At 41.3% G+C, this 14,749-nt stretch carries 13 protein-coding genes; 9 read left to right on the forward strand and 4 right to left on the reverse strand.

Annotated features, from left to right (window positions below; genetic code table 11):
* Nucleotides 1-174: 174 nt before the first annotated feature.
* From JOC31_RS09035 to JOC31_RS09065, 7 genes are all read left to right on the forward strand, one after another.
* Nucleotides 175-555 (forward strand): DUF1149 family protein, encoded by a 381-nt coding sequence (locus JOC31_RS09035; protein ID WP_205017835.1) that lies wholly within the window; start codon nt 175-177, stop codon nt 553-555.
* On the forward strand, nt 555-1,400 hold the full coding sequence (locus JOC31_RS09040) for a DegV family protein (RefSeq protein WP_205017836.1): 846 nt from the start codon (nt 555-557) through the stop codon (nt 1,398-1,400). The genes JOC31_RS09035 and JOC31_RS09040 overlap by 1 nt, the downstream gene beginning before the upstream one ends.
* Before the next feature lie 35 nt (nt 1,401-1,435).
* Nucleotides 1,436-2,203: a 4-hydroxy-tetrahydrodipicolinate reductase gene (gene dapB, locus JOC31_RS09045; protein ID WP_205017837.1), complete on the forward strand. Its 768-nt coding sequence runs from the start codon at nt 1,436-1,438 to the stop codon at nt 2,201-2,203.
* On the forward strand, nt 2,200-3,408 hold the full coding sequence (locus JOC31_RS09050) for a CCA tRNA nucleotidyltransferase (RefSeq protein WP_205017838.1): 1,209 nt from the start codon (nt 2,200-2,202) through the stop codon (nt 3,406-3,408). Before dapB ends, JOC31_RS09050 begins: the two co-directional genes overlap by 4 nt.
* Before the next feature lie 123 nt (nt 3,409-3,531).
* Complete coding sequence (locus JOC31_RS09055) at nt 3,532-5,403, forward strand: ABC-F family ATP-binding cassette domain-containing protein (RefSeq protein WP_205017839.1); 1,872 nt, start codon at nt 3,532-3,534, stop codon at nt 5,401-5,403.
* Nucleotides 5,404-5,491: 88 nt separating this feature from the next.
* Nucleotides 5,492-7,231, forward strand: a complete 1,740-nt coding sequence (locus tag JOC31_RS09060; RefSeq protein ID WP_205017840.1) for an ABC transporter ATP-binding protein — start codon at nt 5,492-5,494, stop codon at nt 7,229-7,231.
* A gap of 1 nt (nt 7,232) precedes the next feature.
* A complete protein-coding gene (locus JOC31_RS09065) occupies nt 7,233-9,002 on the forward strand; it encodes an ABC transporter ATP-binding protein (RefSeq protein WP_205017841.1) in 1,770 nt (589 codons plus the stop codon).
* 73 nt (nt 9,003-9,075) lie between these two features.
* On the opposite strand, the gene JOC31_RS09070 is transcribed toward JOC31_RS09065, so the two are convergent.
* The 4 genes from JOC31_RS09070 to JOC31_RS09085 form a co-directional block, all read right to left on the reverse strand.
* On the reverse strand, nt 9,076-9,570 hold the full coding sequence (locus JOC31_RS09070; RefSeq protein WP_205017842.1) for an HdeD family acid-resistance protein: 495 nt from the start codon (nt 9,568-9,570) through the stop codon (nt 9,076-9,078).
* A 156-nt stretch (nt 9,571-9,726) separates the two neighbouring features.
* Nucleotides 9,727-10,488 (reverse strand): NUDIX domain-containing protein, encoded by a 762-nt coding sequence (locus JOC31_RS09075; protein WP_205017843.1) that lies wholly within the window; start codon nt 10,486-10,488, stop codon nt 9,727-9,729.
* Between the two features lie 18 nt (nt 10,489-10,506).
* The gene (pnuC, locus tag JOC31_RS09080; protein WP_205017844.1) at nt 10,507-11,304 is read right to left on the reverse strand and encodes a nicotinamide riboside transporter PnuC; all 798 of its coding nucleotides are present in this window, start codon (nt 11,302-11,304) and stop codon (nt 10,507-10,509) included.
* Between the two features lie 11 nt (nt 11,305-11,315).
* Nucleotides 11,316-12,362, reverse strand: a complete 1,047-nt coding sequence (locus tag JOC31_RS09085) for an AAA family ATPase (protein ID WP_239551761.1) — start codon at nt 12,360-12,362, stop codon at nt 11,316-11,318.
* 399 nt (nt 12,363-12,761) lie between these two features.
* On the opposite strand from JOC31_RS09085, the gene gdhA reads away from it, so the two are divergent.
* Nucleotides 12,762-14,111, forward strand: a complete 1,350-nt coding sequence (gdhA, locus tag JOC31_RS09090; protein ID WP_205017846.1) for an NADP-specific glutamate dehydrogenase — start codon at nt 12,762-12,764, stop codon at nt 14,109-14,111.
* A 105-nt stretch (nt 14,112-14,216) separates the two neighbouring features.
* Nucleotides 14,217-14,624: a GNAT family N-acetyltransferase gene (locus JOC31_RS09095; protein WP_205017847.1), complete on the forward strand. Its 408-nt coding sequence runs from the start codon at nt 14,217-14,219 to the stop codon at nt 14,622-14,624.
* Nucleotides 14,625-14,749 lie beyond the last annotated feature (125 nt).

Here is a 14,749-nt window from a genome sequence, read left to right on the forward strand (position 1 = left end):
TTATCCTTTGACAAATATCTAAGCCGACTACTTTAGGTCAAAAAAGGTTCTGTCGTTCAGAAAATGAAATGGAGTATCTCATGCGTTTGTCGTGGGTATCCGCAGAAGAAGTTTTAATTTGTCAAAAAATATGCTATAATAGCAAGTAATTGTAGAAACCAAAGGAGATAAAAAATGGAATTAATCCGTGAGAAAGAATTTGTTAACCAGTACCACTACGACGCTCGTAACCTAGAGTGGGAAAAAGAAAATGGTGCCCCTCAAACCAACTTTGAAGTAACCTTCCAGTTGGTCAAAAAAGATGAAGAAAACAAAGCGACAACTATCGTTGCTGTCTTACAATTTACGATTGTTCGTGATGAATTTGTCATCTCAGGTGTGATTTCACAAATGGTTCACATCAAAGACCGTGTTGTTAATGAACCAAGCGAGTTTTCACAATCAGAAGTTGAAGGTTTGGCAGCTCCACTTTTGGATATGGTTCAACGCCTAACTTATGAAGTAACTGAGATTGCTTTGGATCGTCCAGGCGTTAACTTGGAGTTTAAAAACTAATGACATTAGCAGTAATTACTGATTCTTCAGTTAATCTCCCCGATCATTTATCACATAGAGAGCACCTTTACTGTTTGGATATTCCAATCATGCTTGCTGGTGAAACATTTGTTGAGGGGAAAAACCTCAATCAAGCTACCTTCTATGAGAAAATGGCGGCATCTGCAGACTTGCCAACGACTAGCCAACCTAGTTTAGCAGCTTTGGATGATTTATTGACAGAATTAGAGAATAAAGGCTACAATCAAGTGATTGGTCTTTTTCTATCAAGTGGGATTTCGGGTTTTTGGCAAAACTGTCAATTTTTGAAAGAAGAGCATCCAAATCTTCAAATTGCTATTCCAGATACTAAGATTACAGCTGCTCCGATGGGAGCAATGGTTCGTAATTGCTTGGAATGGGCTCAAGAAGGCCTGTCTTTTGAAAGGATTATCAGTCAGTTAGACCATCAAATTAAAGAAACACGTGCCTATATTTTAGTTGATGATCTTAATCATTTGGTAAAGGGAGGACGTTTGTCAAATGGTTCAGCCCTTTTGGGAAACCTCTTAGCTATCAAACCTATCCTGCATTTTAATGAGGAAGGTAAGATTGTCGTTTTTGAGAAAGTTCGCACGGAGAAAAAAGCCCTTAAGCGATTGGCAGAGATCGGTCAAGAAGCTGATGTTCAGACAAATGAGTTTATGATTCTGCATACAAATGCAGAAAAGAAGGCTCAGCTATTCAAAGATCATCTCGCTAGCTTAGGGATTGACGAAGTATCAGTGTCTCCACTGTGTGCGGTTATTGCTACCCATTTGGGAGAAGGTGCATTAGTACTAGCTTATACACCACGTTTTAAGTAAGAGTTGAATAAGTAAACGAAAAAGGAGTGCTTACAATGAGTATTAAGGTTATTGTTGCTGGATTTAAAGGTAAAATGGGATCGACAGCTGTCAATATGGTAAAAGGAGACCAAGAGCTTGAATTGGTTGCTCTTTTAGATCCTTTTGCTGATGAAAAAGAAGTTGACGGAGTGCCAGTCTTCACTGCAAAAGAAGCGTTGATTGGATTTGAAGCAGATGTTTGGGTTGATTTTACAATGCCAAAAGTTGCCTATGAAAATACTCGTTTTGCTTTAGAAAATGGCTTTGCTCCTGTTGTTGGGACAACAGGTTTCACGGAAGATCAAATTGCAGAACTGATTGCTTTATCTAAGGAAAAAGGATTGGGTGGTTTGATTGCACCAAACTTTGCTATCGGAGCTATTCTTTTGATGGAATTTGCAGCTAAGGCATCCAAATACTTCCCAGATCTAGAAATCATTGAATTACACCACGATAAGAAAAAAGATGCTCCTTCAGGGACTGCTGTTAAAACAGCCGAACTAATTCGTGAAGCACGTTCTTATAAAAAACAAGGTGCAGAAGATGAGGAAGAGTCTATCGCAGGTGCTCGTGGAGCAGAGTTTGATGGTTTCCGTATTCATTCCGTTCGTTTACCAGGCCTTGTTGCCCACCAAGAAGTTATCTTTGGTGCACAAGGTGAAGGGTTAACACTTCGTCACGATTCCTATGACCGTATTTCTTTCATGTCAGGGGTTAACCTTGGTATCAAAGAAGTGGTTAAACGTGATCAGCTTGTTTATGGTTTGGAACAGTTACTATGAGATTAACGAATCTGCCTTCTGAATTTCAGAAGGCATTGCCGATATTAGAGAAAATAAAGTCAGCTGGCTATGAAGCCTATTTTGTAGGTGGTAGTGTTCGAGATGCCTTGCTTCACCGTCCTATCCATGACGTTGATATTGCTTCATCGTCTTATCCTCAAGAAACCAAGGCGATTTTTGAACGGACGGTGGATATTGGGATTGAGCACGGAACGGTACTTGTTTTGGAGCAAGGTAGTGAGTATGAAGTGACGACTTTCAGAACAGAGGACGTCTATGTGGACTACCGTCGCCCGTCTAGTGTTAATTTTGTTCGCTCCTTAGAAGAAGACTTAAAGCGCCGTGATTTTACAGTCAATGCCTTTGCCTTGGATGAAAGGGCTCAGATTATTGATAAATTCAATGGTTTAGAGGATTTAGATAACAAGTTGCTTCGAGCGGTTGGTAAAGCTGAAGAGCGATTCAACGAAGATGCTCTACGTATCATGCGTGGTTTACGATTTGCAGCTAGCCTTGATTTTGACATCGAAGACGCCACCTTTCAAGCGATGATGACGCATGCTCCACTTTTGGAAAAAATTTCGATTGAGCGTAGTTTTATTGAGTTTGATAAACTCTTGACTGCACCGCATTGGAAAAAAGGGGTAAAGGCGTTTAAGGATAGCCGAGCCTATTGCTATCTTCCTGGACTAGAGGAAAGTCAGGATAAGTGGGATGAATTCACGGCAGCTTACTCAGATGATTTTGTCTTTAGCTCGTCAGAACAGGCTTGGGCAGCCCTTTTAATTGCTCTCGATGTGCCAGCCGTAAAACCCTTTTTAAAGAAATGGAAGACTTCGGCTCAATTCCAAAAAATAGTTGATGCCTTGGTAAGCCTTTATCGCTTTAGACAGTCAGAGCAGTTAGGGCTTCGTCAGCTTTACCAATATGGTAGAGAGACGATTGAGGTTATTGAAGAATTAAGGCAGGCTCAAGGTCTCGCTGTAGATTTTGAAAAAATAGCAGAGCTGGATCAGTCTTTACTTATCCATGACAAGCATGATATTGTTGTCAACGGAGGGATGCTCATGTCAGAACTTGGGATAAAACCAGGACCAGAGCTTGGAAAAATCTTGTCTCAGGTGGAATGGGCCATCGTTGATGGGAAATTAGCAAATAAGAAGGAAACAATCTTTGATTTTATCGCTAATTTAGACAGCAAATAAGACATTGATTTTTCTTCAATGTTGCTAATGCATTAGGACATATAATAACAAGTACTCTATTTGGGGAGGTTGGACGGTTTGCCCAGCCTCTCCTTTTTATCAAAGAGATGTAAGGGAGCAAATATGAGCGATTTTATCGTTGAAAAATTAAGTAAATCCGTTGCAGATAAAACGGTTTTTAAGGAAATTTCATTCATTATTCATGATTTGGATCGAATTGGGATTATCGGTGTCAATGGAACGGGTAAGACGACCTTGTTGGATGTGATTGCGGACAAGATTGGTTTTGATGGCGATATTTCTCCCTTTATCAAGGCTAATGATTACAAGATTGCCTATTTGACGCAGGAGCCTGACTTTGATGACAGCAAGACCGTGCTGGATACGGTTTTGTCATCGGACTTGCGTGAAATGGTACTCATTCGCGATTACGAACGTTTGATGGCTGACTATTCAGAAGAAAATCAAGCCAAGCTCGAAAAAGTCATGGCTGAGATGGATTCTTTAGATGCTTGGTCGATCGAAAGTGAAGTCAAGACCGTTCTGTCTAAGTTGGGCATTTCTGACTTGACACAGAAGGTTGGTGACCTGTCTGGTGGTCTTCGTCGTCGTGTGCAGTTGGCTCAAGTCCTCTTGAACGATGCTGACTTGCTACTTTTGGACGAGCCGACCAACCATTTGGATATTGATACCATCGCTTGGCTGACCAACTTTCTAAAAACTTCTAAGAAGACCGTTCTTTTTATCACCCACGATCGTTATTTCTTGGACAATGTGGCAACGCGTATTTTTGAATTGGACAGAGCCAGCTTGATTGAGTATCAGGGCAATTATCAGGACTATGTGCGTTTGAAAGCAGAGCAGGATGAGCGTGATGCAGCTAGCCTGCACAAGAAGAAACAACTCTACAAGCAAGAGCTAGCCTGGATGCGAACACAACCACAAGCCCGCGCGACCAAGCAACAAGCCCGTATCAACCGATTCCATGACCTCAAAGGACAGGTGCATCAAGCTACTGACAACAGTAATCTTGAAATCAACTTTGAAACCAGCCGTATCGGAAAGAAAGTGGTCAATTTTGAAACTGTTTGTTTTGCTTATGACGATGGTAAAGAAATCCTCAAAGACTTCAGCCTGATTATTCAAAACAAGGATCGTATCGGGATTGTCGGAGATAACGGTGTCGGCAAATCGACCCTTCTCAACCTGATTAACGGAGACTTGACACCGACTGCTGGGAAACTGGACATCGGAGAGACCATTCGCATCGGTTATTTTTCTCAGCAAATCAAGGACATGGACGAGAGCAAACGCGTCATCACTTACCTGCAAGAAGTCGCTGACGAAGTGAAAACAAGTGTCGGATCAACCAGCGTGACCGAATTGCTAGAGCAGTTTCTCTTCCCACGTTCGACCCACGGCACACAGATTACGAAACTATCTGGTGGGGAGAAAAAACGCCTTTATCTGCTCAAGATTCTTATCGAAAAGCCAAATGTTCTTCTTCTAGATGAGCCGACCAACGACCTTGACATCGCAACCTTGACGGTGCTTGAGAACTTCCTGGCTGGTTTTTCTGGACCTGTCATCACTGTTAGTCACGACCGTTATTTCTTGGACAAGGTTGCCAACAAGATTTTGGCTTTTGAACAAGGTGGTGTGCGTGAGTTCTTCGGCAACTACACAGACTATCTGGATGAGAAGGCTTTCTTGGAAAATAGCTCCGCTATGGAACAAAAGAAAGAAACGCCAAAGGCTGAGAAGGTCAAAGAAGAGAAAAAGCGCATGAGCTACTTTGAAAAGCAGGAGTGGGCGACCATTGAGGCTGAGATTGAGACGCTTGAGGAGCGTATCGGAGCCATCGAAGAAGACATGCAGACTTGTGGGTCGGACTTCACCAAGCTTAGCGACCTGCAAAAAGAGCTGGATGAGAAAAATGAGCTTCTGCTTGAAAAGTATGAGCGTTACGAGTATTTGAGTGAGTTGGAAGGTTAAGTTTTGGTAAAAGGGTGCTTAGTCAGTAAGCTTAAGGAATACTAGCTGGGCTAATAAACCGTTTTGTATCATATAGAAAGGAAAAACAATGAACCTTATTTGGTCTTACCTCAAGAAGTACCCCAAATGGCTAGCATTAGACCTATTGGGTGGTTTCTTGTTCGTTGTGGTCAATCTTGGTTTGCCGACTGTTCTGGCACGCATGATTGACCAAGCTATTAACCCTAAGGATACTCAAGCCCTGACCTACTGGGCGATTATCATGGGGGTTGTTGTTGTGGCAGGGATTGTCGGACGCATCACCTTGTCGTATGCGTCAGGTCGTTTGACGACTAATATGGTGCGTCTTTTGCGTAATGATATGTACGCTAAGCTCCAGACCTACTCGCATCATGAGTACGAAAAAATCGGTGTCTCTTCTTTGGTAACACGTATGACTAGCGATGCTTTTGTCTTGATGCAATTTGCAGAGCAGTCTTTACGAATGGGAATTATCACTCCTTTGATGATGATTTTCTCCTTGGTCATGATTTTTGTGACCAGTCCATCTTTAGCTTGGACGGTAGCGGTCTTTATGCCTTTCCTTGTTGTGGTAGTGGTCTATGTGGCTCTCAAAACCAGACCTTTGTCTGAGAAGCAACAGAAAACCTTGGATAAAATCAATCAGTATGTCCGTGAAAATTTGATTGGCTTGCGCGTTATTCGTGCCTTCGCGCGTGAAGATTTTCAAGAAGAGCGTTTCCGTCAAGAAAACGAGGCTTATGCTGATACATCGCGTCGTCTCTTTACCTTAACAGGTTTGACGGAGCCTCTTTTTGTGCAGATTATCATTGCTATGATTGTGGCGATTGTTTGGTTCGCTCTTGCTCCTTTGGCAGCACAGACCATTCAAATCGGTGATCTGGTTGCTTTTATCGAGTACAGTTTCCATGCCCTCTTTTCATTCTTGATGTTTGCCAACCTCTTCACCATGTATCCTCGAACAGCCGTTTCAGCTAGTCGTATTGAGGAAGTAATGGCTATGTCTATTTCCATCAATCCCAATGAAAATGGCGTGACCGAGACAGACAAGCGTGGCTATCTTGAATTCCAAAATGTCACTTTTGCTTATCCAGGTGAGACAGAATCTCCTGTTCTTCATAACATCTCTTTCGAGACCAAGCCAGGTCAGACCATAGCTTTTATCGGATCTACTGGTTCTGGAAAATCGTCACTGGTCAATTTGATTCCTCGTTTCTATGATGTCACTCTTGGAAAAATTTTGGTCGATGGGGTGGATGTCAGAGATTATAATCTGAAAGCACTTCGTCAGAAGATTGGCTTTATTCCGCAAAAAGCGCTGCTATTTACCGGAACAATCGAAGAAAATCTCAAGTACGGTAAAAGTGATGCCAGTGCAGCCGACCTAGACCAAGCGGCTGATGTGGCTCAGGCTAAGGAGTTTATCGCCAGTCGCGAAGAAGGCTATGATACGCACTTGGCAGAAGGCGGTGCCAATCTGTCTGGTGGTCAAAAACAACGCCTGTCCATCGCTCGTGCTGTGGTCAAAAAGCCAGATATCTATATCTTTGATGATTCTTTCTCAGCCTTAGATTACAAGACGGATGCAACTCTGCGCAGCCGTCTCAAGGAAGTCACGCAGGATGCAACAGTTCTGATTGTCGCTCAGCGTGTGGGAACCATTATGGATGCTGACCAAATCATCGTCCTTGATGAAGGTAATATCGTTGGGCGTGGTAGACACGATGAATTGATGGCAAGCAATGACATTTATCGTGAAATCGCCAAATCTCAACTCAAAAATCAATCACTGACGGAGGAAAATTAATATGAAACCACAACATGTCTTTATCCGTCTCTGGTCCTACTTGAAACACTACAAAGCAGCACTTTTTCTAGCCATTACGCTCAAGATATTAAGTGTTGTCATGAACGTGTTAGAGCCTTTTGTTCTTGGTTTGGTCATTACAGCCTTGACCAAGGATGTGACGGCTATGATACAAGGTGTCGCAGGTGCACATATTGACAGCAAGTATATCGCTCTATTGTTAGGAATTTATGCCGTTCGTGCCCTCTTTTATGAGGTTGGTTCTTACGGTTCTAACTTCTACATTACCAAGGCGGTACAAAGCACCATTCGTGACTTGCGTTCAGACTTGAGTCACAAGGTGAATCGTCTCCCAGTATCTTATTTTGACAAACACCAGTTTGGTGACATGCTGGGGCGTTTCACATCTGATGTTGAAACGGTGTCCAACGCCTTGCAACAGTCACTCTTGCAGGTTATCAATGCTGTGATGACTTTGATTCTAGTTGTTGGTATGGTCTTGTACCTCAATAGCCAGTTGGCCATTGTTGTTATCCTTTCTATGCCAATCACTTATTTGTCAGCACAATTTATTCTTAAAAAATCACAGCCCTATTTCAAACGCCAAGCTAAGGTTTTGGGAGATATGAATGGCTTTGTTCAAGAAAATCTCACAGGTTTCAACGTTATCAAATTGTATGGACGTGAAGAAGCATCTGCTCAACAATTTACGCAGATTACGGACGAACTGCAAGAGGTGGATTTTAGAGCAAGTTTCATCTCTGGGATTATGATGCCTGTTTTACACGCTATTTCGGATATCTCTTATCTGATTATTGCCGTATGGGGTGGGCTCAAGGTTATCGCAGGTCAATTGGCTATCGGAAACCTCCAAGCCTTTGTTCAATACCTCTGGCAGATTGGTCAACCTATCCAAACATTGACCCAATTAGCAGGTATGCTTCAATCAGCAAACTCTTCGTTAGAGCGTATTTTCCAAGTCCTTGATGAGACTGAGGAATTAGCAGAAGAGACTGATGAACTTGATGCTAACCTCACAGGTCAAGTCACTTTCAACCACGTTGACTTTCAATACGTTGATGGTAAGCCTCTTATTCAGGATTTCAATTTGGAGGTTGAGCCTGGTCAGATGATTGCCATTGTTGGACCGACAGGGGCAGGTAAGACCACACTGATCAACTTACTCATGCGCTTTTATGATGTGACTGGTGGTGCCATTACTGTGGATGGGCATGACATCCGTCAGCTGTCACGTCAAGCTTATCGCAGTCAGTTTGGAATGGTACTTCAAGACGCTTGGCTCTACGAAGCTTCCATCAAGGAGAATCTACGCTTTGGTCGTCTAGATGCTAGCGACGATGAGATTGTTGAAGCTGCTAAGGCAGCCAATGTTGATCACTTCATTCGCACGCTTCCAGGTGGTTATAATATGGAAATGAATCAAGAATCAAGCAATATCTCTCTTGGTCAGAAGCAGCTGTTGACCATTGCGCGTGCCCTCTTAGCTGATCCTAAGATTTTGATTTTGGACGAAGCGACATCATCAGTTGATACTCGTCTAGAATTGCTGATTCAAAAAGCTATGAAACGCCTCATGCAAGGACGTACAAGCTTTGTCATTGCTCACCGTTTGTCAACCATTCAGGAAGCAGATAAGATTTTGGTGCTAAACCAAGGTCAGATCATGGAACAAGGGACTCATGAAAGTCTGTTAGAAGCAAAAGGTTTCTATTATGATCTTTATATGAGCCAATTTGCAAAACAAGAGTAACAATAAAAAGGCAAGGACATGGTCCAAGCCTTTTTTAGTTTAGTCATCACAAGAAGCAATCCTATCAGATGGTTTACATGCGGAAGAAGAATGATATTGTCGAAACACCCACAATTAAAATAATGACAGCCACAAAGCGTCCGATAACAGCTGCTGAGAAGAAGGGTGCTGAAAATAGCAAGAGAGCAAAAATCAGGGCAGTTATAGCGATTGTAAGACGTGGTTTATTAGGAAAACCAAGTTTTTGGAGACGATTAGCGTGTCCGAATTGCACGATAGCTGTGATCAAAAGCCAATAGGCTAAGATAGTAACGGCAATATTTGATAGTGCCCAAGTGTTGCTTGATAGAAGGATGAGTCCAAAAATAATGGAAATCACAGCTTGAACAAGTTGTAAAATGTGTTTATTTTGGCTCTTACCATAAGACACCAATGCTGAGATGCCTGAAATAAACATAACCAAAGCGAACAGCCAAGCAAGTGTTGCTGTCACGACTGCAGGGTGTAAAAAGAGGTAAATCCCTGTAAATGTGACTAGGATACCCGTGGTTAATGGAAACCATTTCATAAATAAACTCCTTTAAATAAGTAATCGATAAGGTGAACATCAATTTTAGACAATCAAAGCGAAAAAGAGGCTAAAACAAAGAACTGAACTCTTTGAGACATCGCTGTTTAAGGCAGCAGTTGATTAGAACAGATAATTAACCTTCTTTCCCACTCTTTAAAGTGGCTTGATTGTATAGGTGTAAGTGGCAGCTTTTTTAGTACGTGTTGCTTTTTTTCGTCCTGTTTTTGTAAAAAGGTATTTAAAGCGACGCAAAAAATTTGTTGAATCCATCTTAGCGTAAGAGGGATTAAAAGTTGCAAAGAGTAAGCGGAAAGCCGATAAGGTTTCTTCTTCTGGCATAATTTGGAGAATAGTAGGATAATACTCAAGACGTCCTTTTATTCGAGTGACCGCAGTTTCAATGAGTTGCCAATGGTCAAAAGCTAGATCATCTGATGAAAGTTGCTCTTTTTCATCCCATAGTTCAATCCTGCCTTCCTTGTTGACAAGATTGATCCAGTGAGTGGAGGCAGCATCATCTCCAGCCATGATATTTTGACTATCTTTATAATGGAGGTAGCACAGGTAGGCAACACTGATTGTCCAAGCTCTAGGATCTCGGTAAGGTGTCCCAATCGTCAACAATTGTTCAATTTGATTTTTCTGTAATTGCACATGCGTCTCTTCGTAGATTTCTCGCATCACAGCATGGTCCAAATCTTCTTGCTCGTTGACAAAACCGCCACTCAAGGCATATTTTCCCTGAAAAGGATGATTCTTACGCTTGATCAATAGCAACTGCACCTTACCCTCATAGTACCTAAAAATGACACTATCAACGGTTACCGAGGGACGAGGATACTTTTGACTTTCTACATTTTTGTAGATTTTTAGAAAGTCCTCTTCACTTCCTGTCGATTCAAAATCTTTAGACATGGGATACCTCCTGTAAGATTAGGATGCTAGTTTTTTAGCTTCCTTACTCCAAGTATACCATCCATAGCAGGAGTTAAGCAAGTAAACCCAGTACATGCCTTGCATGTGGATACTAGTTCCCCACCAAAGATAGATTGAGAAGACATTTGTGGCAATCCAAAAGAGCCACTGCTCCCAGTAGTATCCACTCATGAGCAATTGTCCAGTTACGTTCGTTCCGTCAGTGATGCTATCACGAAATGGACGGTTAGAGCCGATTGATTGGTAGGCATAGCCCATAAAGAGCCAAGTTACTAAAGTGAGAACTAGGTTCTTAATCCAACCTTTGGCGTCTAGGGAACGAACGACAAATTGTTGTTCTTCTTGTTTAAAGCGACTAGCATTTAGCCATAGAAAGAGTCCGATTGGTTGCATAATGGTAAAGTAGACTGTTGTGAAAACCTCACCGTAAAAGGCTCCACCCTTGGCAGTTAGGCAGAGATAGAGATAAATGAGTGAGTTGATGAGTCCGAAGAAATAGTTGGAAACCCGCCCCTCATTAACAAAGATAACACAAACAATACCAGTCCAACTTGCAATCAAGCCTAGCCAATCATGTTGTTTTGTATCTAGAGTAACTTCCAATACAAGTGGGATGCTAGATAAGACGATGAGGTAAATCCATTCAAATAGAGAACGATTAGCGAAAAGATCCTTCCAAATCAAACGGCAAACCTCACTAAATCCGAGGTCTTTAGCTTTCAACGCCATATAGTGATAGCCTTCAACAGTTTGTTGGAAGGTATTTTTTTGTTTTCTTATGAACTGTTCAAACATGGTAAACTCCTTTAAATATCAATGTGTAAGCGGTTTTTAATTTCTTTTTTAGCTTGGTGGTAGTTGTCTGCAAAAAATGTCTCTGGATTACTTGAAGTCCCTAGAATGACAAGTTTGTCTTTAAATGGTTCAAGAAGTTTTAAGAGATGTTGTGTAAACCAATCCCTCGTCTCCTCATCAGCCATCGTCATGTCCCTAAAACCATCATCGACATAGTTCGACTTAGGCAAGATAAGAAAGATAAGGTCCCATTTTTCACGGGCTTGTGTCACTTGGTAGAGACGATCCAACATATCAAACTCCTCTTGGCTGATGCTCTCTTTAAGATAATAATCGATATAAACTTTAGTGACAGTAGAGTTTGTATCTGCAAAGACTAAGCCTTGGTGTTGACCACCGTCAATGATATCAGCTGTCTGAGCGTACTGATCAGTCAAGAGATGGATGTAGTCATTCGTATCTAATTCATCATCCCTAACATTGTACTTTTCTTGGTAAGTGCGAGCGTACTCCAATGAAGCTGGAGCATTGTAAGTTCTAGCTAAATCTTTGACGAGGGTCGTTTTGCCCCCACTCGCAGACCCAACAACAAGGACCTTGCGTGTAAAGTGGCGACGAAATGGCTTGGTGATAAATCGCCAGTTGGCTAGAGGGTCTTCACGAATCTCAGTTGCAGAGATAGCAATAGTAGAGCGTTTGACTAGTTCAATCTCTGCTTCTGGGAAGAAAGACTTAATCGGAGCTATGTATTCTTTTTCTCCTATAAAAATTGTCAGTTTCTCAAAGTGAGATAGATTTTTATGGATGAGTTTTTTCAAGGCATCAGACCAAGGTAGCCATCCATCAGGGTAGGTAGGCATTCCTTTTTCATCTAATTTATCAACAGTGACCAGATCATCGTCATAAAAAACTTCTCGGACATAGCGAAAGCGACGATTGAGTGACAGACCGGCTTTTGTTCCGCGGTCAGTGGCGTCATTTCTACCACTGACAATAACTAAGACTTGGTCTGTTTGACGCTTTGCTTTGGTAATAAGATCAACATGACCGATATGCATGGGGGCAAAAGTACCAAAAACGATACCGATATGTTTGCCATTCAGTTGTTGTCTTTTCATTATCAAAGACCTCTTTTCTTGAAAATAGTAAATTTACTAAATTGATGATACCATAGCTTAATCCTTTTGTAAAGAAAAATAGTAAAAAAACTAAATTCAAAAAATAATAGAAAACTGTGACTTTTAAACAAAAACGATACTCATTTTGAAAACGCAGCCATTGCTTTCGTAGTGGATTTTTCGAGACTTCAACAGCCATTGTATGTTAGAAAAAGTAACATTTAATTGAAAGTTCTGAAAAAAAGTTTCAAAAAAATCCTTGACAAAAATATTCAGAAAATTTATACTATTCCATGTAATAACAAATTACGTCAATTCATTTGTCGGAGGATTTAATTTATGACAACAGGTAAACAGTACGTAGATAGCGTTTTTGAAAAAGTTAAAGCTCAAAACGGACACGAAGCAGAATTCCTTCAAGCGGTTGAAGAAGTATTTGCATCACTTGTTCCAGTATTTGACAAATATCCAAAATACATCGAAGAAAATCTTCTTGAACGTTTGGTAGAACCAGAACGTATCGTATCATTCCGTGTACCATGGGTTGACGACAAAGGTCAAGTTCAAGTAAACCGTGGTTTCCGTGTGCAATTCTCATCAGCAATCGGACCTTACAAAGGTGGTCTTCGTTTCCACCCATCAGTAAACCAATCAATCATCAAATTCCTTGGTTTCGAACAAATCTTTAAAAACTCATTGACTGGTCAACCAATCGGTGGTGGTAAAGGTGGATCAAACTTTGATCCTAAAGGTAAATCAGACAACGAAATCATGCGTTTCTGCCAAAGCTTCATGACTGAACTTAGCAAACACATCGGTGCTGATACTGACGTACCTGCTGGTGATATCGGTGTTGGTGGACGTGAAATTGGTTACCTTTACGGTTACTACAAACGTCTTCGCAACGAATACACTGGTGTCCTTACTGGTAAAGGTTTGACATGGGGTGGTTCACTTGCTCGTACAGAAGCAACTGGTTACGGTGCTGTTTACTTTGCAGAACAAATGCTTAAAGCTCGTGGCGAAGACTTCAACGGTAAAGTAGCTCTTGTCTCTGGTTCAGGTAACGTTGCTATCTATGCTATCGAAAAACTTCACGCACTTGGCGCTAAAGCTGTTGCATGTTCAGATTCATCAGGTTTCGTTTACGATCCAGATGGTATCGATGTTGAGCTTCTTAAAGACCTTAAAGAAGTTAAACGTGCTCGTATCGTAGAATACGCAAACGCTCGTCCAAACGCTACATTTACTGCAGCTGGCGAAGGTTCAATCTGGGATATCAAAGCAGATCTTGCTTTCCCATGTGCAACTCAAAATGAATTGAACGAAGAACAAGCTAAAACACTTGTTGCTAACGGTGTTATCGCAGTTTCTGAAGGTGCTAACATGCCTTCAACTCTTGAAGCTATCGACGTATTCCTTAACGCAGGCGTTTCATTTGGTCCTGCCAAAGCAGCAAACGCTGGTGGTGTTGCGGTTTCAGCTCTTGAAATGGCACAAAATAGCGGACGTACGTCATGGACATTCGAAGAAGTTGATGGTAAACTTTACGATATCATGAAAGGTATCTATGAAAACTCAGCTGCTGCAGCTAAAGAATTCGGTCAAGAAGGTAACCTTGTTGTAGGTGCTAACATCGCAGGATTCCTTAAAGTTGCAGAAGCTATGTCAGCACAAGGTATTGTCTAAAAATTGACAATCTTGACGGTTCTAGACGGGTTAAGCTATTCAATAAAATAATAAAAGTAGTCCTAGGGGCTACTTTTTTGGTATAATAGCTTTAGGGGGATGGCAATGATTCACTTTCAATCATTTGGGTCTGAGCAAATCAGTCGTGTAGAGACCATTTACGCTGAGATGGGATGGACCAACTATTTAGGAAATACTAGGCAGTTAACAAAGGCTTTTGATCAGAGTTTAGACATCTTAGGTGTTTTTGATGGTGCAAAATTAGTTGGTTTTATTCGTTGTGTGGGAGATGGCGAACATATCCTTATGGTGCAAGATTTGATTGTAGCTAAAGCCTATCAGCAACAAGGTCTGGGAAGCCAACTTTTTCAAACCATTTGGGATAAATATGCCCATGTCCGTATGTTTCAAGTCAATACTGACCTAGAAGACCCAGTTGATAATCATTTTTATCAAAAATTTGGCATGAAAAAACTAGAAGAGGGTAGCATGGTTTCTTATTTTAGGCTTTGATTGCCTGACGTATTAAAAAGCATCACTTTATAGTGAACTGCACCCCAAAAGTTAGACACAAAATCTAACGAATGGGGTGTTTTTTGATGAAATTAACGTATGAAGATAAATTAACAATATACGAG

Origin of the sequence: Streptococcus saliviloxodontae, from assembly GCF_016908655.1 — a bacterium.
Classification (GTDB): Bacteria; Bacillota; Bacilli; order Lactobacillales; family Streptococcaceae; genus Streptococcus; species Streptococcus saliviloxodontae.